We start from the raw sequence: 22,859 nt of genomic DNA on the forward strand, positions 1-22,859 counted from the left end.
ACGCGCACCGCAGCGTCGTATGACAGTGACACCTAATATCTGTTCATGGCAGACGACGGAGCGGTGAGAGAAGTGGAAGCGGGCGGAGCGACGGCGTTCTGGGCGCCCGGGAGTCAGATCCTGTGGCGGTACCGGGAGAACGCGGGCGACCGCTTCCACATCGTGCGCCCCGTCACCGTCGCGCGGGACGACGAGGACGTGCTGGCCGTCTGGCTGGCCCCCGGCACCGAGTGTGTGAAGCCGGTGCTGGCCGACGGCACGTCCGTGCACCTGGAGCCGCTGGAGACCCGCTACACCAAGCCGCGCACCGTGCAGCGCGACCGCTGGTTCGGCACCGGTGTGCTGAAGCTGGCCCGGCCCGGCGAGCCGTGGTCGGTGTGGCTGTTCTGGGAACCGGGCTGGCGGTTCAAGAACTGGTACGTCAATCTGGAGGAGCCGCTGGCGCGTTGGGAGGGCGGCGTCGACTCCGAGGACCACTTCCTGGACATCTCCGTGCACCCGGACCGCAGTTGGCGCTGGCGCGACGAGGACGAGTTCGCCCAGGCCCAGCGGGACGGCCTGATGGACGCCCGGCTCGCCGAACGGGTGCGGGCGGCGGGGCGGGACGCGGTGGAGGTGATCCGCGCCTGGGGCCCGCCGTTCTCGGACGGCTGGCAGCACTGGCGCCCGGATCCGTCCTGGTCCGTCCCGGCGCTGCCGGAGGACTGGGATCGCACGCCCGCGCACGTGTCCTCATGAGACCCTTGATGCGCCCCCGGGCAAGAAACGTAGGATCGTCCTCCGCAAGGGCGCGCGGCGGCAACTCCCGGGGCGCGCAACGGGCCTGACCACATGTCACCGAGGGGCGGCAGGACGTGAGCGAGGGGTACGAGCGCAACACGCGTGCGGGCCGCGACGGGTCCGCAGGTGGCACAGGAACAACCTCTGACCACGCGGGAAATCCGTTCCCTGGACACGTATTCGGGGTATCGGCCTTCCTGCGGGACGAACTGCAACGGCGCACGCGGTACACGCGGCGCGCAGCCCCGGACGGATGGACTCGACACGCGTGACGGAGCAGCCGACCTCCTTCGAGCGCCCCCAGGCGGGCGCCGACCCCGTGGATCCCCGCGGGGCGCTCCTGCGTTCCCCGGGGCAGCAGCGCGCCACGCCCGGCGGCTCCGGGTTACCCCAGGCCCAGGCCCGTGGCACCGGTGAGACGCCCCCGGGCCCGCCGGTGACCGCCGCCGACGGCACCGGCCCCGAGCACTCCCAGCCGGTCACCGCCGAGCCCGACCCGCACCGCCCGCGCCCCGCGGCGGAGGCCATCCCGGCCCAGCCCGGCCTGGAGCAGGAGCGGCGGACCGGTCAGGGGCTGCCGCTCGGCCGCCCCGCCCCGATGCGCCGGGACGGCGACCGGCTGCGCTTCGTGGGCGCCGCGACCCGGCGGATCGCCCGCGGAATCGACCTGGACGAGATCGTGATGGGGTTGTGCCGGGCGACCGTGCCGACCTTCTCCGACGCGATCCTGGTCTATCTGCGCGACCCGCTGCCGGTCGGCGACGAGCGGCCCACCGGCCCGGTGGTGCTGCGGCTGCGCCGCACCGACCGGATCCCGGAGGAGCGGGACACCGAGGGCGGGTTCCTGCCCGTCTTCCAGCCGGAGCCGTCCGAGCTGGCCGCGCTCACCGCGGAACTGTGCGAGGTGCGCCCCGGCGGCGCCCTCAACGAGGTGCTGCGCGGCGTCCGGCCGGTCTTCGCCGACGCGCCCGCGGCCCGCGCCGCGCTGCCCGAACTCCTGGGCGAGGAGGGCGAGGCGATCATCCCGAACGGCCAGCGGGCCATCCTGGCGCCGCTGCGCGGCCGGCGCCGGGTGATCGGCGCCGCGGTCTTCCTGCGCCGTCCGGAGCGGATCGCCTTCGAGGCCGACGACCTCCTCGTCGCCGCCCAGCTGGCCACCCACAGCGCGCTCGGCATCGACAAGGCGGTGCTGTACGGCCGCGAGGCGTACATCGCCGACGAGTTGCAGCGCACCATGCTCCCCGAGACCCTGCCGCAGCCCACGGGTGTGCGGCTGGCCTCCCGCTATCTGCCGGCCGCCGAGACGGCGCGGGTGGGCGGCGACTGGTACGACGCGATCCCGCTGCCGGGCAGCCGGGTCGCCCTCGTCGTCGGGGACGTCATGGGCCACTCCATGACCTCCGCCGCGATCATGGGCCAGCTGCGGACCACGGCGCAGACCCTCGCCGGGCTGGACCTGCCGCCCCAGGAGGTGCTGCACCACCTCGACGAACAGGCCCAGCGGCTGGGCACCGACCGTATGGCGACCTGCCTCTACGCGGTCTACGACCCGGTCTCGCACCGCATCACCATCGCCAACGCCGGCCATCCGCCGCCCGTGCTGCTGCACCTGGGCGGGCGGGCCGAGGTGCTGCGGGTGCCCGCTGGCGCGCCGATCGGCGTCGGCGGCGTGGACTTCGAGGCCGTGGAGCTGGACGCGCCCGCCGGGGCGACCCTGCTGCTGTACACCGACGGCCTGGTGGAGTCGCGGCTGCGGGACGTGTGGACCGGGATAGAGCAGCTGCGCGAGAAGCTGGCCGCCACCGCGCAGCTGACCGGCCCGGACCATCCGCCGCCGCTGGAGGCGCTCTGCGACGAGGTGCTCGACATGCTCGGGCCGGGCGACCGGGACGACGACATCGCGCTGCTCGCGGCCCGGTTCGACGGGATCGCGCCGAGCGATGTCGCCTACTGGTTCCTGGAGCCGGAGGACGCGGCGCCCGGCCGTGCCCGGCGGCTCGCCCGGCGGGCCCTGGCCCGGTGGGGTCTGGAGGAGCTGACCGATTCGGTGGAGCTGCTGGTCAGCGAGGTCGTCACCAACGCGGTGCGGTATGCCTCGCGGCCCGTCACGCTGCGGCTCTTGCGGACGGATGTGCTGCGCTGCGAGGTCGGGGACGACGTACCGCAGCTGCCGCGGCTGCGGCAGGCGCGGGCCACCGACGAGGGCGGTCGCGGGCTGTATCTCGTCAACCGGATGGCCCGGCGGTGGGGGGCGACGCGGCTCAGCACCGGGAAGGTCGTCTGGTTCGAGCTCAACCGGATATAGCCGAACCGGGTATATCCGAACCGGACACAGCGGCGCACCCGCCGCGGGGGTTCTCCCCGCGGCGGGTGCGGAATCGTCACTGTCGCCCGGTCACTCGTCCTCTTCCGGTTCGAACGGGTTCTCCGGGAGGCCGCCGCCCTCGTCCGCCGGGGGCGTGGTCGTCGGCGTCTGGCTCGGGGTCTGCGTCGGCGTCTGGGTGGGCGTCTGGGTCGGGGTCTCGGTGGGCGTCCGGCTGGGGCTCTCCGTGACCGGCGGGGACGAGGAGGGCTCCTCCGTCGTCGGCTCCTCCGTCGGGGTCCGGGTCACGGTGGGGGTCCAGGTCGGCTCGACCGCGGCGCCCTGGTCGGTGTCCAGGTCGAACTCGGTGACCTTGCCCATCGCGCCGAAGGTGTACTGCGCCCAGATCTGCGCCGGGAAGCCACCGCCGTTGACGCGCGGCTCACCGCCCGCCTTGTACATCGGGACCTGCGGGTGCGGGGCCTTGTCGTCCTCGCCGAACAGGCCGACCGAGGTGACCAGGTCGGGCGTGTAGCCGGTGAACCAGGCCGACTTGTTGTTGTCGGACGTACCGGTCTTGCCGGCGACCTGCTGGCCGTCGCGGTTCGGGTTGTCGCGGACGGAGCGGCGGGCCGTACCGTCGTCGACCACGCCGGTGAGCACCGAGGTGACGGTGTCGGCGGCCTCGCGGCTGATGACCTGCTCGCCGATCGCGTCGGGCAGCTCGACGGTGGTGTCCTTGTGCTCGGCGGAGGCGAGCAGCGTCGGCGTGACCTGCTTGCCGTGGTTGGCGAGGGTGGCGTAGGCCGCGGCCATCTCCAGCGGGCTGGCGCCCATGGAACCCAGGGTCTGCGCGGGCACCGCCTCCAGGCCCTCGGTGTCCATCCCGAGGTCACCCGCGGTGTCCAGCACCTGTTCCATGCCGACGTCCACGCCCAGCTGCGCGAAGACGGAGTTGACGGACTTGTTCATCGCCGTCTGCACGGTGATGTCGCCGTAGTCGACGTCGTCCTCGTTCTCCGGGGCGAAGCCGACGGGCGTGCCGTTGTCCACGACCGGGCGCTTGTTGTCGCCGTCGTAGATCGTGTCGGCGGCGATCGGGGTGCCGTCCTGGGTGGTGGCACCCTCCTCCAGGGCGGCGGCCAGGATCAGCGGCTTGAAGGTGGAGGCGGGCTGGTAGTCGTCGCGGGTGGCGTTGTTCAGGTAGTGCTCGACGTAGTCCACGCCGCCGTACATCGCGAGGACCTTGCCGTTCTTCGGGTTCACCGACACCGCACCGGCCTGCACGTCCGCGTCGACCGAGCGCTTGCCGGGGTCGAGCTTGCTGGTGAGCTGGTCCTTGACGGCCTTCTCCAGCAGCTTCTGCTTCTTGCTGTCGATGTTGACCGTGATGGTCCAGCCGCCCCGGTCGATCTTCTCCAGCGCCTCCTCGGTGTCGGCGGCGGCGCCCTGCTCGACCAGCTGCCGGGCGAGTTCCCGGTTGGCGGCCTGCACGATGTAGCCGTTCTGGCCCTCCATGCCGGGGGCCGCCTTGGGCTCCTTCGGCTCCGGGAACCGCATGCCGGAGCGTTCCCCGGCGTCCAGCCAGCCCTCCTCGACCATGTTGTCGAGGACGTAGTCCCAGCGCTCCCGCACCAGCTTCCGGCCGGTCTCGGAGGCGATGGCCCAGTCGTAGGTGTTGGGCGCCTGGAGCAGGGCGGCCAGGTAGGCGCCCTGTTCGACGCTGAGGTCCTCGGCGTCGACCCGGTAGTAGGCCTGGGCGGCGGCCTGGATGCCGTAGGCGCTGCGGCCGTAGAAGCTGGTGTTGATGTAGCCCGCGAGGATGTCGTCCTTGGACATCTGGCGGTCCACCTTCAGGGAGATGACCAGCTCCTTGAGCTTGCGGCTGACCGTCTGTTCCTGGGTGAGGTAGTAGTTCTTGACGTACTGCTGGGTGATCGTCGAGCCGCCCTGCTTGCCCTTGCCCGCCAGGGTGTTGAGGACACCGCGGGCGGTGCCCTTCAGGTCGACGCCGGAGTCGCTGTAGAAGCTCTTGTTCTCGGCGGCGACGAAGGTGCGCTGGACGGCCTTGGGCACCACGGCGAGATCGACGACCTCGCGGTTGACCTCGCCCTCGCGGGTGAGGGTGGCGCCGTCGCTGTACTTGTAGACGTTGCTCTGCTCCTGGGCGAGCGCGTTCCCCTTCGGGATGTCGATCATCAGGTAGAGCACGACGAACGCGCCGATGACGAGCAGGCACGCCCCGAGGAAGGTGCCGAGGATCTTCTTCCAGGTGAACAGCCGGCGTATGCCGCTCTTGCCGGCCGTGTCCGACGAACGGCGGCGCCGGGGCGCCGCGCGGCGGCCACCGCGCTGTCGCGCTCGTCTCTCTTCCGCTCGTCCCATGAGTCCGTCTGCTCCGCTTCAGTCTCGATTGTCACACAGGTGCGTGGCTCAGGTCAGCTTCGAAAGCTAACACCCCTCTATGTGACCAAGTCGGCTGGTTCCGGTCTTTTGTGGACGTGACAATCAGCACCCGCCCCCATGGAACCGACGCCCGAGGGGGTCCAGGGGTTGCCATGACGCGGTAAAGTGATATCACTTAGCTAGACAGACGCTATGCGAAACGGGGGACCCTCCATGTCCACACACGACACCGCGGCCGTCGCCGACGTGCCCGAGATGCCCGAGCCCCGCGTCCGGGAGTTCACGGCCCAGAGCATCGCGGGCGGACTCGCGCTGCTCCTGGGCCTGGTGGGGCTGCTGGCCGGCGTCGGCCTGGTCGTCGCGGCCACCGCCGTAGCGGCGGCCGGAGCCAAGGCCGCGCTGATCGTCGCCGGCGTCCTGATAGGCGTCTGCGCCTTCGTCGCCATGTGCGGGCTGAACATGGTGGCGCCCGGCGAGGCCCGGGTCGTCCAGCTCTTCGGGCGCTACCGGGGCACGATCCGCCAGGACGGCCTGCGCTGGGTCAACCCCCTCACCTCCCGCACCAAGATCTCCACGCGGGTGCGCAACCACGAGACGGCCGTACTGAAGGTCAACGACGCCTACGGCAACCCGATCGAGCTGGCCGCGGTCGTGGTGTGGAGGGTCGAGGACACCGCGCAGGCCACCTTCGAGGTCGACGACTACATCGAGTTCGTCGCCACCCAGACCGAGGCGGCCGTCCGGCACATCGCCATCGAGTACCCCTACGACGCCCATGACGAGGACGGGCTCTCGCTGCGCGGCAACGCCGAGGAGATCACCGAGAAGCTGGCGATCGAGCTGCACGCCCGGGTGGAGGCGGCCGGCGTGAAGATCATCGAGTCCCGCTTCACGCACCTCGCCTACGCGCCCGAGATCGCCTCGGCGATGCTCCAGCGGCAGCAGGCCGGCGCGGTGGTCGCGGCGCGGCGGCAGATCGTCGACGGCGCGGTCGGCATGGTCGAGGCGGCGCTGGACCGGATCGCCGAACGGGACATCGTGGAACTCGACTCCGAACGGAAGGCGGCAATGGTGTCCAACCTGATGGTGGTGCTGTGCGGGGACCGCGCCGCGCAGCCGGTCCTCAACACCGGAACGCTCTACCAGTGACGGATTCCCCGGAGGGGCCCGCTCCCCGGCGGCGGCCGCAGCAGCAGCGCAAGCAGGTGCTGCTGCGGCTCGACCCGCTGGTCTACGACGCGCTGGCCCGGTGGGCGGGCGACGAGCTGCGGTCGGCCAACGCGCAGATCGAGTTCCTGCTGCGGCGGGCGCTGGCGGAGGCCGGACGCCTGCCCGGCGAGGCCGGACCGATTCCCCGCCGAGGCCGTCCACCAGGAGGTCCGGCACCCGGCCGCGAGGAGTGAACGCGGGCGGGGACCGGAGGCGAGGGCGGGCGACCGGGAACGGGCGGCCGGCGGCAGAGGGCTGGTGGCGGCAGAGGGCTCGTGACAGAGGGCCGGCGGCACAACTCAACACTCGGCGTATACACACCGCGTATACATGGTGTGTAGAGTGGCCGCCATGTCCATCGGTCACACCCTTCTCGGGCTCCTGGAGTCCGGCCCCCGCCACGGCTACGACCTCAAGCGGGCCTTCGACGCGAAGTTCGGTCAGGACCGGCCCCTGCACTACGGCCAGGTCTACTCGACGATGTCCCGCCTGCTGAAGAACGGGCTCGTCGAAGTCGAGGGCATCGAGCCCGGCGGCGGGCCCGAGCGCAAGCGGTACGCGATCACCGACGCCGGCATCACCGACGTCGCGCAGTGGCTCGCCACTCCGGAGAAGCCCGAGCCGTACCTCCAGTCGACGCTCTACACCAAGGTCGTCCTCGCGCTCCTCACCCACCGCGACGCCGCCGACATCCTCGACACCCAGCGCGCCGAACACCTGCGCATGATGCGGATCCTCACCGACCGCAAGCGCCAGGGCGACCTCGCCGACCAGCTGATCTGCGACCACGCGCTGTTCCACCTGGAAGCCGATCTGCGCTGGCTGGAACTGACCGCCGCGCGGCTCGACAAACTGGCCGAGGCGGTGACGTCATGACCGCCCCCGCCGGCTCCCTGCTCACCGCCACCGGACTGCGCAAGGCCTACGGGCCGACCCTGGCGCTGGACGGCGCCGGGTTCTCCATCCACCCGGGCGAGGTCGTCGCCGTGATGGGACCCTCCGGGTCCGGCAAGTCCACGCTGCTGCACTGCCTCGCCGGGATCGTGACGCCCGACGAGGGGTCCATCACCTACGCCGGCCAGGAGATGGCCACCATGAGCGACGCCCGGCGCAGCGCCCTGCGGCGCAGCGAGTTCGGGTTCGTCTTCCAGTTCGGGCAGCTGGTGCCGGAGCTGAGCTGCGTGGAGAACGTGGCGCTCCCGCTGCGGTTGAACGGCACGTCCCGCAAGGCCGCCGAACGGGCCGCCCGGGAGTGGATGGCCCGCCTGGAGGTCGACGACATCGCGGGCAAGCGCCCCGGCGAGGTCTCCGGCGGCCAGGGCCAGCGCGTCGCCGTCGCCCGGGCGCTGGTCACCGGCCCGCGGGTGCTGTTCGCCGACGAGCCGACCGGCGCGCTCGACTCGCTCAACGGCGAGCGCGTGATGGAGCTGCTGACCGACGCGGCCCGGTCGACCAACGCGGCGGTCGTGCTCGTCACCCACGAGGCACGGGTCGCCGCCTACTCCGACCGCGAGATCGTCGTACGCGACGGGAAGTCGCGGGACATGGAGCGCGTCGTATGAGGCTCCGTCAGTGGTTCCGCGACCTGGCCCTGGGGTTCCGGTTCGCGTTCGCCGGCGGGCGGGAGGGGTGGACCCGCACCCTGCTGACCGCCACCGGCGTCGGGCTCGGCGTGGCGCTGCTGCTGCTCACCACCGCCCTCCCGAACGCGCTCGCGGCACGGCACGAGCGGGAGGCCGCCCGCTCCGACATCACCTTCAGCCGCACGGAGGTGAAGCGGGCCGACGACACCGTGCTGGTCGCCATGGCCGACACCACCTTCCGGGAGCGGGACGTGCGCGGCCGGGTGCTCCAGCCCGAGGGGCCGCGCGCCCCGCTGCCGCCGGGTGTGGACGCGTTCCCCGGCGTGGGCGAGATGGTTGTCTCACCGGCGCTGCGGCGGCTGCTCGCCTCGGACGACGGGAAGCTGCTGCGGGAACGGCTGCCGCAGCGGATCGTCGGCACCATCGGCGAGACCGGGCTGATCGGCTCGGCCGAGCTGTCCTTCTACCGCGGCGGCCAGGGGATGGCGGCGCGCCTCGACGACGGCGTGACACGCCTCGACCGGTTCGGTGAGGTCGACCCGGCCCCGGAGCGGATGGACCCGGTGCTGCTCCTGCTGCTGCTGGTGGTCGTGGTGGTGCTGCTGATGCCGGTCGGCGTCTTCATCGCCACCGCCGTACGGTTCGGCGGCGAGCGCCGCGACCGGCGGCTCGCGGCGCTGCGGCTGGTCGGCTCCGACACCCGGATGACCCGGCGGATGGCGGCCGGTGAGGCGATGGCCGGGTCCGTGCTCGGGCTGGTGTTCGGCACCGGCTTCTTCCTCCTCGGCCGCCAGTGGGCGGGCTCGGTGGAGGTGTTCGGGTTCAGCGCGTTCCCGAGCTATCTGGACCCCTCGCCGCTGCTGGTGCTGCTGGTCGCGGTGGCCGTCCCGGCCGCCGCCGTCGTGGTCACCCAGTTCGCGCTGCGCGCAGTGGTGATCGAACCCCTCGGCGTGGTGCGCGCCGCCCGGCCCGCGCGGCGCCGGCTGTGGTGGCGGCTGCTGCTGCCGCTCGCCGGACTGGGACTGCTCTACCCGATGGTCGGCAACGGGCGCGACGAGGGCGAGTTCAACCAGTACCTCGTCACCGGCGGTGTGCTGCTGCTGCTCGTCGGGGTGACCGCGCTGCTGCCGTGGATCGTCGAGGCGGTCGTCGCCCGGCTCGGCGCGGGCGCCGTCTCCTGGCAGCTCGCGGTGCGCAGGCTCCAGCTGAGCAGCGGCACCGCGGCCCGCATGGTCAACGGCATCGCGGTGGCGGTGGCCGGTGCGATCGCCCTGCAGATGCTGTTCACGGGCGTCGAGAGCGACTACACGCAGAGCACGGGCAAGGATCTCAGCCGCGCGCAGATGCAGGTGAGGCTGGCGACCGGGAAACCGCTCGGCCCGGCCGGAGACCGCTTCGAGAGGACGGAGGGCGTACGGCAGGTCCTCGCCTTCTCCGAGGCGTACGCCGGTGACCGGGCCGCGAGTCCGGAGCGGTACGCGCAGCTGACCGTCGGCGACTGCGCGTCGCTGCGGGCCGTGGCGTCGCTGCCGTCCTGCCGCGACGGCGACGTCTTCGTCGTCCGCGGTGGCGAGTACGACACGGCCACGCCCGCGATCGTCAGGCCGGGCCGGTCGCTGTACCTCGACCCGGACGCCGACGGCGAGGGCGCGGCGCCGGTCGCCTGGCCGGTGCCCGCGGACCTTCTTGAGGCCCGCTCGGTCCCGGATCCCACGGGCGTGCGGCGCGGCGGCGTCCTGCTGACGCCGGCCGCGCTGCCCCGCGACCTGGCGGCGGCCCTGACCGGCCAGCTCTATCTGCGGCTCGACGAGTCCGTACCGGATGTGCGGGAGCACGTACGGAACACGGCGGTCCGGATCGATCCGCTGATCGAGCCGATGACCTGGGTCTCCAGTGAGCACAACGACCGTTACGCGGCCATCCGCACCGGTCTGCTCGTCGGCGCGTCCTGTGTGCTCGCGCTGATCGGGGCGAGCCTGCTCGTCTCCCAGCTGGAGCAGCTGCGCGAACGCCGCAAGCTGCTGTCGTCGCTGGTCGCCTTCGGCACCCGGCGCCGCACGCTCGGCCTGTCGGTGCTGTGGCAGACCGCGGTACCGGTCGCCCTCGGCCTCGCTCTGGCCTGCGCCGTCGGACTGATTCTGGGCGCGGTCCTGCTGCGGATGACGGACACCCCGGTCCGGGTGGACTGGGCGAGCGTCCTGTCGATGACCGGCATCGGCGCGGCCGTCGTCTCGGCCGTCACCCTGCTCAGCCTCCCACCCCTCCTGCGCCTGCTGCGCCCGGACGGCCTGCGCACGGAGTAGCCCCGAGCAGACCGCGCGGCCCCGACCCCGCCCCACCGGCCCCGCCGGGCGTTTCACCTTCGGGCGTCGGTCCGGACGGGGGCCTCGGTTCGGGCGAAGGCTTCGGTTCGGGGCGGGGGCCTGGATCCGGGCCGGGGCCTCGGTTCGGGCCGGGGCCTCGGTGCGGGCCGCACGCCTTCGACCGGCCGTGGCCTCGGTTCGGGCGTGGGCCTCGGTTCGGGCCGCGCGCCTTCGACCGGCCGTGGCGTCGGTTCGGGCGTGGGCCTCGGTTCGGGCCGCGCGCCTTCGACCGGCCGTGGCCTCGGTTCGGGCGTGGGCCTCGGTTCGGGCCGCGCGCCTTCGACCGGCCGTGGCGTCGGTTCGGGCAGGGGCCTCAGACCGGGCCGTGCGCCCCGACAGGCCGTGGGGCCTCGGTCCGGGCCGTGGGCCTTGGTCCGGGCGAGGGCTTCAGTCCGGGCCGTGCGCCCCGAACCGGGCTGTGGGGCCTCGGTTCGGGCAGGGGCCTCAGACCGAGCCGTGCGCCCCCGACCGGCCGTGGGCCTCGGTCCGGGCCGTGGGCCTTGGTCCGGGCGGGGGCCTTAGTCCGGGCCGTGCGCCCTGGACCTGGCCGTGGGGCCTCCGTTCGGGCCGCGCGCCTCGATACGGGCGAGGGCCCCAGACCGGGCCATAGGCCTCGGTTCGGGCGGCGGCCTCGATCCGGGCCGTGGGGCCTCAGACCGGGCCGTGCGCCTCAATCCGGGCCGTGGGCCTTGGTCCGGGCCGTGCGCCCCGGACCGGGCCGTGCGCCACAGACCGGGCCGTGCGCCACAGACCGGGCGGGGCCTCAGTCCCCCGCCCCCAGCACCCGCACCGGCAGCGGGCGCAGCGCCTCGCGCAGGGCGGTCGCCAGCTCGGCGTACTCCGCGGCGCGGGCCGCGCCGGTGCGCATGGCGAGGGCGACACGGCGGGTGGGGGCGGGGTCGGCGAAGCCGCCGGTGAGGAGCTGGTTGCTGCGGCTGGTCTCGACCTTGAGCGCGGTGCGCGGCAGCAGGGTGCAGCCGAGGCCGCCGGCGACCAGCTGGACCAGGGTGGACAGGCCCGCGGCCGTGGTGGTGACGGGCGCGTCCTCGCGGCCTGCCTCCCGGCAGATGTCGAGGGCCTGGTCCCGCAGACAGTGGCCCTCGTCGAGGAGCAGCAGGTTCAGCTCCTTCAACGCCTCGCGCGGTATGCCCTCGCGTCCGCCGAGCCAGTGGTCGAGGGGCGTGACGAGCACGAAGTCCTCGTCGAAGAGCGGGAGTTCGGTGACGCCCTGGACGCCGAGGGGCACGGCGAGCAGCAGCAGGTCGAGGCGGCCCGAGGTGAGGCCGTCGAGGAGGTTGGCGGTCTGCTCCTCGTGCACCTGGAGGTCGAGGTCGGGGTAGCGCTCGTGGACCAGCCGCAGGACGGTGGGCAGCAGATAGGGCGCGACGGTCGGGATCACCCCGAGCCGCAGCGCTCCGGTGAACGGCGCCCGCACCGCCTCGGCCTCCTCCAGCAGCGCGCCGACCTCCGCCAGCACCGCCTTCGCGCGGACGGCGAGACGCTCACCGGCGGGCGAGAGCAGCACCTTGCGGGTCGTACGCTCGAGGAGGGTCACCCCGAGGACCTCCTCCAGCGCGGAGACGGCGCCGGAGAGGGCGGGCTGGCTCATGCCTATCGCCGCGGCGGCGTCGCGGAAGTGCAGATGCTCGGCGACGGCGGCGAAGGCCCGGAGCTGGGCGAGGCTGGGCTGGCGGCGCTTGCCGGCATGACTCGTGCTACTGACAGTCACTAATAACTACCTCCGATCAACACGACCGAGTGTAGCTATTTCACTAATCAATGCGCGCTGTGCCACGATCGGCCTCGTCCAACCCAAGGGAAACACCTGCCAAAAGCGGGTGTTTCTTCGCTGCGCTGCAAGGAGAGCTAGTGCTCACTGTCGGTGACAAGTTCCCCGAGTTCGAACTGACCGCCTGCGTCTCGCTGGAGCAGGGCAAGGAGTTCGAGAAGATCAACCACAAGACCTACGAGGGCAAGTGGAAGGTGATCTTCGCTTGGCCCAAGGACTTCACCTTCGTGTGCCCGACGGAGATCGCCGCCTTCGGCAAGCTGAACGACGAGTTCGCCGACCGCGACGCCCAGGTGCTCGGCTTCTCCGGCGACTCCGAGTTCGTCCACCACGCCTGGCGCAAGGACCACGCCGACCTGCGTGACCTGCCGTTCCCGATGATGGCGGACTCCAAGCACGAGCTGATGCGCGACCTCGGCATCGAGGACGAGGACGGCTTCGCCAAGCGCGCGGTCTTCATCGTGGACCAGAACAACGAGATCCAGTTCACCATGGTGACCGCCGGCTCCGTCGGCCGTAACCCCAAGGAGGTCCTGCGGGTCCTCGACGCCCTGCAGACGGACGAGCTGTGCCCCTGCAACTGGAGCAAGGGCGACGAGACCCTGGACCCGGTCAAGCTGCTGGCGGGTGAGTGACCCATGTCGCTCGACACCCTGAAGTCCCGCATACCGGACTACGCCAAGGACCTGAAGCTCAACCTGGGCTCGGTCATCGGCAACTCCGACCTCCCCGCCCAGCAGCTCTGGGGCACCGTGCTGGCGACCGCCATCGCCTCGCGCTCCCCGATCGTGCTGCGTGAGCTGGAGCCGGAGGCGAAGGCGAACCTGTCGCCGGAGGCGTACACGGCCGCCAAGTCCGCGGCCGCCGTCATGGCGATGAACAACGTCTTCTACCGCACCCGCCACCTGCTGTCGGACCACGAGTACGGCAACCTGCGCGCCGGCCTGCGGATGAACGTCATCGGCAACCCCGGTGTCGACAAGGTCGACTTCGAGCTGTGGTCCTTCGCCGTGTCCGCCATCAACGGCTGCGGCATGTGCCTGGACTCGCACGAGCAGGTGCTGCGCAAGGCCGGCATCGACCGCGAGGTCGTCCAGGAGGCGTTCAAGATCGCTTCCGTGGTGCAGGCCGTCGGCGTCACCCTGGACGCCGAGGCGGTCCTCGCCGAGTAGTCCTCGGGCCCACCGCATGTGAAAGGCCCCGTCCACCTGATGGTGGACGGGGCCTTTCGCGTGCGGTCAGGAGGGGCCGTCGTCCGGCGGGATCGCCGGTGCCGAGTCCGTCGACGTGGCACCGTGCGGCGCGGGCGAGTGCCGCAGCGCGGCCTCCTGCGAGTACGCCCGCAGATAACCCACCACCGTGTTCGTCACCGCCACCAGGGGTACGGCGACCACCGCGCCGCCGATCCCGGCCACCATGCCGCCGGCCGCGACGGACAGCACCACGGCGAGCGGATGCACCCGCACCGCCCGGCCGAGGATGAACGGCTGGAGGATGTGCCCCTCGATCTGCTGCACCGCGAGCACCACGACCAGGGTCATCACGGCGGTGAACACGCCCTGCGTGACCAGTGCCACGACGACCGCCAGCGCCCCGGAGACCACCGCGCCGACCAGCGGGATGAAGGCGAACAGGAAGATGAAGACGGCGAGCGGCACGGCCATCGGCACATCGAGGAAGTAGATGCCCAGGCCGATGAAGATCGCGTCGATCAGCGCCACTATGACCGTGCCGCGCACATACGCGGTCAGGGTGCGCCAGGCCCGCGGCCCCGCGCCCGCCACGCCCGGCCGGGCCGCCGCCGGCACCAGCTTCAGCGTCCACTCCCAGATGCGCCGGCCGTCGTAGAGCAGGAAGAGCGTCGAGAAGACGGCGAGCAGGATGCCGGTCAGTGTCTCGACGACGACCGTCACACCCTCCAGACCGGCGGAGGTGATCTGGTCGGTGTTGGCGCCGATCGCCTCACGCAGGTTCTCGGCGATGTCGTTGATCTGCTTGTCGGTGACGTGGAACGGGCTGTCCAGCAGCCAGCGGCGCAGTTCGTCGATGCCGTCCTGGACCTGGTCGGAGAGGTTGTCGATGTTCTCCATGACCTGCCAGGTCACGAACCAGCCGATCAGGCCCATCACCACGAACCCGAGGATCGCGGTGAGCGCGGTGGCCAGCCCGCGCGGCACCCCGCGCCGCTGGAGCCGTGCCACGGTCGGCTGGAGGATCGCGGTGATCAGCAGCGCGGCGACGAACGCCAGCACCACCAGCTGGACGGCGCTGATGACCCGCATCAGCACCCAGACCGTGCCGGCCAGCACCAGCAGCCGCCAGCCGGCCTCGGCGGCGACCCGGACACCCCACGGCACCGCCTGCGCCGGGTCGGGGCGGGTGGCGCCGGCCACCGGGACGTACCCGGCCGGCGGTGGCGCCTGGACGGGCGGGCGGGGCGGTTCGGCCTCGGCCTCCTGCTCCTTCTCCGCCTCCGCGCGGCGCTCCTCCCACTGCCTGCCCATGCGGTTCAGCCCGGCTCCCAACCGGCCGATCCAGCCTGGCACTCGCGACATCTTCCGTCCCTCTCCCCCCGTCGGTCCCCACCACTCCCCCCTGGAGTCGTCCCGACAGACCGTACATGGCGAAAGCCCCTCACCGTAGGACGGCGAGGGGCCTTGCGGGGTTGAGCGACGGCCAGGCCTAGTACCAGTGGTTGGCCTGCCAGAACGACCAGGCGCCGCAAGGGCTGCCGTAGCGCTCGTTCATGTAGTTGAGGCCCCACTTGATCTGGGTGGCGGGGTTGGTCTGCCAGTCGGCGCCGGCGGACACCATCTTGGAGCCCGGCAGCGCCTGGAAGAGACCGTAGGCACCGGAAGAGGGGTTGACCGCCCGGTAGTTCCAGTCGGACTCGTGGTCCACGATGTTGCTGAAGCACTGGAACTGGTCGCCCGGCACCATCTGCGCGGCCATCGACTGGATCTGCGCGATGGAGTACGAGCTCTGGACGGCGAAGGTGGTGGCGTCGGCCCGGGCGGCGTCGCGGCTGGCCTTCTCCTCGGCCTCCTTGCGCTCCTTGGCCTCCTGAGCGGCCTGCTCGGCCTGCTCCTTCTTCGCGATCGCGGTCTCGGCGGCCTGCTTGCGGGCCGCTTCCTCGGCGTCCTTCTTCGCGGTCGCGTCCGCGGCGATGGCCTGCACGTTGGCCTGCTGCGTCAGGGACGCGGTCTGCACCTGGGCCTGCTGGCCCGCGGGGATGTCCGCGAGGAACGTCAGGTCGGCTGCCGCCGCCTCGGCGTCGTTGTTCTGCGCGGTGCTGCCCGAGGCAACGCCGACGACGCTTCCGACAGCGGTGACCGCGGTGGCCGAGGCCACTGCGAATCCCCGGACCGAAATCCGGCTCACACGGTTTTCCTTCCAGCATCGCCCGCTTCGGTGACCCTGGCGGACGCGATCGTGCCCCTGGCACTGGCCTCCCCAACTGCGGGGTCACGGAAGGCGCGGGCCCGGTGGGCAACCCCCCGGTGGGGAGCGCCGCGTGTTTCGCGGGCGGCATACGGCGGTTGCTATGGAGTTAGCGGTGTTGCTGAAGTGGTGCCGTACCGCTGGGGGTACAGGTGTGCCGTATGCGGGGCCTGACAGGAAGGAGACTCTGCCGCACGGCGACGCCGCTAGGCAATTCCGAGTTGCGTGTGAAAGCTCACATCCCGTTTGCCCCTGGGGATTTCATGGTTCCCGCACATGTGAAGGCGCCGCCCGGCTAGGCTCTTCGCCTTTGCGGACGGCGCCAACTGCCGCGTAACCACCCCGAGATGGGGCGACTGGGTCAGAAGTGGGTCATACCTGCACGTCCTCCAGCATCTCGGTCACAAGTGCCGCAATCTGGGACCTCTCGGAGCGAGTGAGGGTGACATGCGCGAAGAGCGGGTGCCCCTTCAGCTTCTCCACGACGGCGACGACACCGTCGTAGCGCCCGACCCGCAGATTGTCCCTTTGCGCGACGTCGTGGGTCAGAACCACCCGGGAATTCGCGCCGATCCGGGACAGAACGGTCAGCAGGACGTTCCGTTCCAGGGACTGCGCCTCGTCCACGATCACGAACGCGTCATGCAGCGAACGTCCGCGGATGTGGGTGAGCGGCAGCACCTCCAGCATGCCGCGCGCGGTGACCTCCTCGATGACCTCGCGGCTGGTGACCGCGGAGAGGGTGTCGAAGACGGCCTGCGCCCAGGGGCTCATCTTCTCGGCCTCGGAGCCGGGCAGATAGCCGAGCTCCTGCCCGCCCACCGCGTACAGCGGACGGAAGACCATCACCTTCTGGTGCTGACGGCGCTCCAGCACCGCCTCCAGGCCCGCGCACAGCGCCAGCGCCGACTTGCCGGTGCCGGCCCGGCCGCCCATGGAGACGATTCCGACGTCCGGGTCGAGGAGCAGATCGAGCGCGATCCGCTGCTCGGCGCTGCGGCCCTTGATGCCGAACGCCTCCCGGTCGCCGCGCACCAGCCGGACGCCGCCGTCCGGCGTCACCCGGCCGAGCGCCCGGCCGCGGTCGGAGTGGATGGTCAGACCGGTGTGGACGGGCAGGTCCGCGGCCTCGGGCACATGGACGTGGCCCTCCTCGAAGAGGATGTCCACCTGCTCCGCGGGCAGGGTCAGTTCGGACATCCCGGTCCAGCCGGAGGAGTCCGTGATGGCGAGCTCCGCGCGGTACTCCTCGGCGAGGAGTCCGACGGAGGAGGCCTTGATCCTGAGCGGCAGGTCCTTCGACACGACGGTGACGTCGAACCCCTCGGCCTGCAGGTTGCGGGCGACCGCGAGGATACGGGAGTCGTTGTCCCCCAAGCGGTAGCCGGTGGGCAGCACGCTGGGGTCCGAGTGGTTGAGCTCGACACGGAGTGTCCCGCCGAGGGTCCCGGTGGGGATGGGGGCATCCAGACGGCCGTACCGCACCCGGTAGTCGTCGAGCAGACGCAGGGCCTGCCGGGCGAAGTAGCCGAGTTCGGGATGGTGCCGCTTGGCCTCCAGCTCGGTCACCACGACGACGGGGAGCACGACCTCGTGCTCGTCGAAGCGGGTGAGAGCGTTCGGGTCGGCCAGCAGGACGCTGGTGTCGAGAACATAGGTGCGCCGGTCTGGCTTTCGGCGCTGTGCGCTGGTCACCACGGAAGGACGTACCCCCTCGGATGAGGTCGGGGAGCGACGGAGTGGAAGCAGGGCCGGGAGGTCGGGAAGACCCGGACCGGTCGGCGGCCCCGATGCACTGGGGGCCGGTGACCGGCCCTCGGCTGCTTCGTCCGTGCCGCGAGCGCACGATCGGGCTGGTGCAAAGGGCCTCCCGGGCGGACGGCTCCCGCGCCGCCCGCTGAGATCCGACACCCGTGGTTCGGGTGTCGACCTGTCTGGTCTATGCCCTCGAACAAGCACCGCCATGCCACGGCATATGACGGCGCGCCGGTGAACTCCTCATGACATGCGCCGTCTTGCGCCGTTTCATCCCCGTCGAACGGGGCACTTGTCGCCCCGCGGGTCGTCCCCTCGGGGGAATGTGTGCGTCAGCCGCCGTAACGCCGGTGGCGGGCCGCGTAGTCGCGCAGGGCCCGCAGGAAGTCGACCTTGCGGAAGGCCGGCCAGAAGACCTCACAGAAGTAGTACTCGGCGTGGGCCGTCTGCCACAGCATGAATCCGGACAGCCGCTGTTCGCCGCTGGTGCGGATCACCAGGTCCGGGTCGGGCTGGTCGCCGGTGTAGAGGTGCCGGCCGATCAGGTCGACGTCGACGGCCTCGGCCAGGTCCTCGATCGAGGTGCCCTTGTCGGCGGCGTCGAGGAGCATCGAGCGGACCGCGTCGGCGATCTCCTGCCGGCCGCCGTAGCCGATGGCGACGTTGACGAGTATCCCGGCGACGTCCGCGGTCGACTCCTCGGCCTCCTTGATGGTGCGCTGCATGCCCTGCGGGAGCAGGTCGAGCGCGCCCACGTGGTGCACGCGCCAGCGGCCGTCGGCGGCGAGGGAGCGGACGGTGTCCTCGATGATCTCGAAGAGCGGGGCGAGCTCCTCCTGCGGCCGGCCGAAGTTGTCGGTGGAGAACAGCCACAGGGTGACGACCTCGACGTCCGTCTCGGTGCACCAGCCGAGGAATTCCTCGATCTTGTCGGCCCCGGCCCGGTGTCCCTGGGCGGTGGTGGAACCCGCGGCCTTCGCCCAGCGCCGGTTGCCGTCCACGATGACGCCGATGTGCTTGGGCACCTGGGCGTGGTCCAGGTGGCCTTCCACCCGGCGTGCGTAGAGCCTGACCAGCAGGCCGCGCAGCTTGTCGCGCAGGTTCACGTGAATGTCAGCCCCTCCGGTGCGGATCGGACAGGGACGGGCACGGCGCGCCTTCGGCGGCTCGGCCGTGGGCGGGTTCGGGTGCTCCCTGTCCGTATGGCGGTCCCCGGGGGCGAAGCCTACCCCCGTGCGGGCGGGGCCGGGTTCCAGGCCCTGCGGGGGCAAGAAAAACGGGCCGGTCCGTGGGGGGGAGACGGACCGGCCCGAGGGGGGGTTTCCACCATAACCCTTCGTGAGGGCCACTGCGCACATCGGCGCACCACAACTACTCTCCGAAGTCGGACGGCGACGCCGCGCTCGGTGCGGAAAGCCCGGGAAAAGCGGGGTTCACAGGGGGTTCATGGCCGGTCCACAGTCCTTCGCCGGCGCTCGGCGGTGTCCCTCTTGCGGGCGACCCCGGCGCACCGGCACCCGCTTGACGCCGATATGACCGCACGGATCTCGAAGAAGGCCGGGCACCGCGCAGCCCCCTCCACTGCGCGGTACCGCCCGCGCAGCTTTGCTGACGCGAATTACCTTGGTCCGAACTTACGCCAGGGACGTAGGTGAAACGGGTGAATTACGGTAACGATGTGAGAACACTGTGAATGAAGGGGCTGGAGTGGGTGCAGACTCAGGGCCGCTTCCGCGCGTCGAACAGGTGGCGGGTGCTGTGGGCGACGAACGGGCCCTCGCTCCGGATCCGTTCGTGCAGGGCCCGCAGCTGTGGCTCGTACGCCTCGACGGTGAAGCCCGGCACCATCCACACCACCTTGCGCAGGAAGTGGACGACGGCCGCGATGTCGTGGAACTCCATCCGCAGCCGCTCCGCCCGCAGCCCGGTCACCTCCAGGCCGGCCGCCTCCGCGTCGGCGCGCTCCCGGTCCGGATGACGGCCGCCACGCACCTCGTCCGGCTGCGGGCCGAGGAAGTACTCGACCAGCTCGAAGACACTGCTCGGACCGACGTGCTGGGCGAAGTACGCGCCGCCCGGCCGGAGCACCCGGACGATCTCCGCCCAGTGCGGCCGTACGGGGTGACGGCTGACGACGAGGTCGAAGGCGCCGTCGGCGAACGGCAGCGGCGCGTCCTCCGGCGCGGCGACCACCGGCACACCGCGCGGACGCAGCAGCGCGGTGGCCTTGGCGACGTTGGGCGGCCAGCCCTCCGTGGCCACGGTCAGCACGGGAGCCGCGGCGGCCCGGCCCAGCGCGAAGTCCAGCACCTCGCCTCCCCCGGTCTGGACGTCCAGTACGGCGCTCGCGGCGGCGAGCCGCCCGGCCAGCGACTCGGCGTACCGCCATGAGGGCCGCGCCTCGGTCGCCCGGCCCTCGAACCAGGAGAAGTCCCAGCCCTCGGTGGGGACGGCGGCGCCTTCGGCGACGAGCTCCTCGAACGTGGGTGGCTGCTCAGGATGGTGCATGGGGTGGTGGCCGCCTCTCGCCTCTCGTCTCTCGTCCTTTCCACTCGTCTCACGGCAGCAGGGGCCGTACCCGCTCCGCCGCGAACCGCACGAAACCCTCCGGGTCGGGCTCGTCCGCCGTCGGCTGGAGTACGACCGTGTCGGCGCCCGCGTCGGCGAGCCGCCGTACCGCCTCGGCGACGGCCGCCGCGTCACCGGCGACTCCGAGGCCGGGCACCTCCGCCAGACCCTCGGCTCTCAGCTCGGCGCGCAGCCGGGCCTCGGCGTCCGGGCCGGTGGTGGTGAGCAGGTAGACGACGACACGGTGCGGGTCGCCGCCGCGCTTCGCGGACTCGCGCCCCTCGTCGATCAGCTCCCGGGCCCGCCGTACGCCGTCCGCTGACGTGGCGATGGTCAGGATGGTGCCGTCGGCGGCCTCACCCGACAGTCGCAGGGAGCGCGGCCCGGTGACGCCGGCCAGCACCTCCACCGGGTCCTGCGGCGGCCAGTCGAGAGCGACACCGTCCAGCTTCACGTACCGCCCCTCGGTGCTGACGCGCTCCCCGCGCAGCAGCGCCCGCAGGGCGAGCAGATACTCCCGCAGCAACGTCACCGGCGACTCGGCCCGCGCCCCGACCTGGCCCATCCAGTCCTGCACACCGTGCCCGACGCCGACGATCGCGCGGCCCGGGAACATACGGTGCAGGGTCGCCGTCTCCATGGCGGTGACGGCGACATTGCGCAGCGGCACGGGCAGCAGACCCACTCCGACCCGCAGCCGTTCCGTCCAGGCGAGCGCGGCGGCCGCCGTGGAGATCCCGCCCTCCAGGAAACAGTCCTCCCACAGCCACAGCTCCTCCAGACCGCTCTCGTCGGCGAGACGGGCGAGGGCCCGCAGCCGCTCGGGCGGGAGTTGGGGACGGAACACGGCGCCGAGTGCAGTCGTCATGAGATCTTCCTAACCGCGCGCGGCGCGCCCCCACAACTTCTTTGATTCCGCCGGCGGGAACGGACCTCCGGAACGGGAATCGCGCCCATCGACGACAGCGGGGTGGGAGGGTGGGCCTCATGGGGCGGCGTTGGAGTGACGGACGAGGACAGCTGGTCGTGCACGCGCCGAGCGGCGAGGTGGTCGTACCGCTGGAACTGGCCACGTCCTACCGGGCCCGGACCCGAGGCCTGCTGGGCCGCGACTCGCTGGAGGGGGCGATGCTGCTGTCCCCGGCGGGCAGCATCCACACCTTCCGGATGCGGATGCCCATCGACGTCGCATACCTCGACCGCCGCCTCCACGTCCTCGCGGTCCGCACCATGCCCCCGGGCCGCCTCGGCCTGCCCCGCCTGCGGGCCCGGCATGTGCTGGAGGCGGAGGCGGGGGTCATGGCGCGGTGGGGGGTGCGGAAGGGGGTGCGGGTGTCGGTGCGGACCGACCCGGCGGGGGAAGCTCCGGCCGATTGACACACCCCGACACGTCCCGCACGGAACGGGCGAGTGTCAGCGATGCCGTCAGCTCTCCCCTCGCGGGAAGGAGACCTCCACCCGTCGGTTCTTCTTGCGGCCCTCCTCCGACGCGTTCGAGGCGATGGGGTAGTCCTCGCCGTAGCCGCGTACCTCGAAGGTGACACCCGGGTCGTTCAGTTCGGCGTCCAGGATGTCGTGGACGGCGTTCGCGCGCTGCCTCGACAGGACGTCACCGTGGGCCGAGGAGCCGAGGTTGTCCGTGAAGCCGAAGACACGGATCCTCGTCGCGTTCTGCGTCTTGATCTCCTGCGCGATCGCCTGGATACGGGCCTTCGCCTCCGAGCCCAGCTTGGCGCTGTCCTTGCCGAACAGCACCTCGGCCTGGAGCGCGAACTTCACGTCCGCGTTGGTGTCCTCGCGGCGTTCGTCGCCGCTCTGGTCCTCCACGACCTGCTTGATGTCCAGCACCTTCGCCTCCGCCAGCGTGGCGCCCTCGGGCAGCTTCAGGTCGGGGTCGTTGGCGTCCAGCTCCACCGGGGCGGCGGCGGTGGCCTCCGTACCCGGCGGGACGCTGGGGCTGTCGTCGGCCTGGGCGGTGGTGGTGTGCAGGGTGGCGAGGAGGAGGGTGGTGGTGAGGGTGAGCGTGAGGCGCGGGGTCGGCGTCATCTGTGGCCTCACCCGGAGATCGCGATGGTGGCGCTGGCGAAGGTGGGGAGTTGGAAGGTGACCTCGGTGGTGTCCGTGGGCGGCGAGGGGAACTGCATGAAGACGGCGACGCTTTCACCCGACCTGATGGTCGACAGGCCGGTGGTGGTCAGCGGACGGCCGTCGGTGTCCCGCAGCACGTAGTACCGCTTCTTGCCCTGCGAGTCGACAAGGGTCGCACCGCCGAGCGACCTGCCGTTCCTGATGATCTCCGTCTCGTTGCCGCTCAGGGAGGCCGGGATGGCGACGCTCTTCGCTCCGTCGTTCTTCAGGTTTCCGTTGACGGTGATGAAGCCGCCGGAATCACGCTCGGCAGAAGTGACTTGGAGCAGTAGCCCGTTGGATCCCTTCAGCTCGGCCAGCGGCTCTTCCGACTGCCCCTCCTGAGCACTCGGCTGGGAGCCGCCGTCTTTGGAGGTGGACGCGGAAGCCTCGGGCTTCTCGTCGTCACCACCACCACTGCAGCCGGCCACCCCGAGGGCCAGTCCGGCCGCAACGGTCACGGCGACCATCCCCCTGCGGGCCTTCGTAGTGAACCGCATGCTCATGCCTCTGCTTCCCTCATCACTCGTCGTCGC

Annotated in this window: 20 protein-coding genes; 10 read left to right on the plus strand and 10 right to left on the minus strand. The window is 71.6% G+C overall.

The annotated features are described in order from the left end of the window. Nucleotides 1-45 precede the first annotated feature (45 nt). Complete coding sequence (gene fomD, locus ABT232_RS19570) at nucleotides 46-738, plus strand: cytidylyl-2-hydroxypropylphosphonate hydrolase (RefSeq protein ID WP_351841491.1); 693 nt, start codon at nucleotides 46-48, stop codon at nucleotides 736-738. Nucleotides 739-1,033: 295 nt separating this feature from the next. Further along, nucleotides 1,034-3,085 carry a SpoIIE family protein phosphatase gene (locus tag ABT232_RS19575; RefSeq protein ID WP_351841493.1) on the plus strand — a complete coding sequence of 684 codons (2,052 nt, stop codon included), beginning with the start codon at nucleotides 1,034-1,036 and terminating at the stop codon, nucleotides 3,083-3,085. Nucleotides 3,086-3,175: 90 nt separating this feature from the next. Here the strand turns inward: ABT232_RS19575 and ABT232_RS19580 are convergent, their stop codons facing one another. Next, a complete protein-coding gene (locus tag ABT232_RS19580; protein WP_351841495.1) occupies nucleotides 3,176-5,467 on the minus strand; it encodes a transglycosylase domain-containing protein in 2,292 nt (763 codons plus the stop codon). 234 nt (nucleotides 5,468-5,701) lie between these two features. Between ABT232_RS19580 and ABT232_RS19585 the strand changes: the two genes are divergently transcribed. The 5 genes from ABT232_RS19585 to ABT232_RS19605 all read left to right on the plus strand — a co-directional run bounded on the left by ABT232_RS19585 (nucleotide 5,702) and on the right by ABT232_RS19605 (nucleotide 10,583). Next, entirely contained in the window at nucleotides 5,702-6,637 is a 936-nt protein-coding gene (locus ABT232_RS19585; RefSeq protein WP_351841497.1) for an SPFH domain-containing protein, read from the plus strand. Next, entirely contained in the window at nucleotides 6,634-6,891 is a 258-nt protein-coding gene (locus ABT232_RS19590) for a type II toxin-antitoxin system antitoxin (protein ID WP_351841499.1), read from the plus strand. Before ABT232_RS19585 ends, ABT232_RS19590 begins: the two co-directional genes overlap by 4 nt. A gap of 157 nt (nucleotides 6,892-7,048) precedes the next feature. Then, a complete protein-coding gene (locus ABT232_RS19595; RefSeq protein ID WP_351841501.1) occupies nucleotides 7,049-7,573 on the plus strand; it encodes a PadR family transcriptional regulator in 525 nt (174 codons plus the stop codon). Next, nucleotides 7,570-8,259: an ABC transporter ATP-binding protein gene (locus ABT232_RS19600; RefSeq protein WP_351841503.1), complete on the plus strand. Its 690-nt coding sequence runs from the start codon at nucleotides 7,570-7,572 to the stop codon at nucleotides 8,257-8,259. Before ABT232_RS19595 ends, ABT232_RS19600 begins: the two co-directional genes overlap by 4 nt. Then, nucleotides 8,256-10,583, plus strand: coding sequence for an ABC transporter permease (locus ABT232_RS19605; protein WP_351841504.1), 2,328 nt, complete (start codon nucleotides 8,256-8,258; stop codon nucleotides 10,581-10,583). Before ABT232_RS19600 ends, ABT232_RS19605 begins: the two co-directional genes overlap by 4 nt. Before the next feature lie 823 nt (nucleotides 10,584-11,406). Here ABT232_RS19605 and ABT232_RS19610 read toward each other — a convergent pair. Beyond that, a complete protein-coding gene (locus tag ABT232_RS19610; RefSeq protein ID WP_351841505.1) occupies nucleotides 11,407-12,372 on the minus strand; it encodes a LysR substrate-binding domain-containing protein in 966 nt (321 codons plus the stop codon). A 140-nt stretch (nucleotides 12,373-12,512) separates the two neighbouring features. Here ABT232_RS19610 and ABT232_RS19615 point away from each other — a divergent pair, with 140 nt between their 5' ends. Next, on the plus strand, nucleotides 12,513-13,067 hold the full coding sequence (locus tag ABT232_RS19615) for a peroxiredoxin (RefSeq protein ID WP_351841507.1): 555 nt from the start codon (nucleotides 12,513-12,515) through the stop codon (nucleotides 13,065-13,067). A gap of 3 nt (nucleotides 13,068-13,070) precedes the next feature. After that, nucleotides 13,071-13,604, plus strand: a complete 534-nt coding sequence (locus ABT232_RS19620) for an alkyl hydroperoxide reductase (protein WP_351841509.1) — start codon at nucleotides 13,071-13,073, stop codon at nucleotides 13,602-13,604. A gap of 66 nt (nucleotides 13,605-13,670) precedes the next feature. Here ABT232_RS19620 and ABT232_RS19625 read toward each other — a convergent pair whose 3' ends face one another. The 6 genes from ABT232_RS19625 to ABT232_RS19650 form a co-directional block, all read right to left on the minus strand. Next, entirely contained in the window at nucleotides 13,671-14,987 is a 1,317-nt protein-coding gene (locus tag ABT232_RS19625; protein WP_351841511.1) for an AI-2E family transporter, read from the minus strand. A 127-nt stretch (nucleotides 14,988-15,114) separates the two neighbouring features. Beyond that, entirely contained in the window at nucleotides 15,115-15,813 is a 699-nt protein-coding gene (locus tag ABT232_RS19630; protein WP_351841513.1) for an aggregation-promoting factor C-terminal-like domain-containing protein, read from the minus strand. Between the two features lie 432 nt (nucleotides 15,814-16,245). Beyond that, nucleotides 16,246-17,571, minus strand: a complete 1,326-nt coding sequence (phoH2, locus tag ABT232_RS19635; protein ID WP_351841515.1) for an RNA 5'-3' helicase PhoH2 — start codon at nucleotides 17,569-17,571, stop codon at nucleotides 16,246-16,248. A gap of 389 nt (nucleotides 17,572-17,960) precedes the next feature. After that, complete coding sequence (locus tag ABT232_RS19640; RefSeq protein WP_351841517.1) at nucleotides 17,961-18,734, minus strand: isoprenyl transferase; 774 nt, start codon at nucleotides 18,732-18,734, stop codon at nucleotides 17,961-17,963. A 613-nt stretch (nucleotides 18,735-19,347) separates the two neighbouring features. Next, the gene (locus tag ABT232_RS19645) at nucleotides 19,348-20,136 is read right to left on the minus strand and encodes a class I SAM-dependent methyltransferase (protein WP_351841519.1); all 789 of its coding nucleotides are present in this window, start codon (nucleotides 20,134-20,136) and stop codon (nucleotides 19,348-19,350) included. A gap of 49 nt (nucleotides 20,137-20,185) precedes the next feature. After that, complete coding sequence (locus tag ABT232_RS19650; RefSeq protein ID WP_351841521.1) at nucleotides 20,186-21,064, minus strand: LLM class flavin-dependent oxidoreductase; 879 nt, start codon at nucleotides 21,062-21,064, stop codon at nucleotides 20,186-20,188. A gap of 119 nt (nucleotides 21,065-21,183) precedes the next feature. Between ABT232_RS19650 and ABT232_RS19655 the strand changes: the two genes are divergently transcribed. Then, nucleotides 21,184-21,573 carry a DUF192 domain-containing protein gene (locus ABT232_RS19655; protein ID WP_351841523.1) on the plus strand — a complete coding sequence of 130 codons (390 nt, stop codon included), beginning with the start codon at nucleotides 21,184-21,186 and terminating at the stop codon, nucleotides 21,571-21,573. Between the two features lie 48 nt (nucleotides 21,574-21,621). On the opposite strand, the gene ABT232_RS19660 is transcribed toward ABT232_RS19655, so the two are convergent. Then, nucleotides 21,622-22,242 (minus strand): OmpA family protein, encoded by a 621-nt coding sequence (locus ABT232_RS19660; protein WP_351841525.1) that lies wholly within the window; start codon nucleotides 22,240-22,242, stop codon nucleotides 21,622-21,624. A gap of 8 nt (nucleotides 22,243-22,250) precedes the next feature. After that, on the minus strand, nucleotides 22,251-22,829 hold the full coding sequence (locus ABT232_RS19665) for a hypothetical protein (RefSeq protein ID WP_351841527.1): 579 nt from the start codon (nucleotides 22,827-22,829) through the stop codon (nucleotides 22,251-22,253). Nucleotides 22,830-22,859 lie beyond the last annotated feature (30 nt).

It is taken from the genome of Streptomyces sp. NPDC001532, assembly GCF_040298625.1.
Lineage (GTDB): Bacteria > Actinomycetota > Actinomycetes > Streptomycetales > Streptomycetaceae > Streptomyces.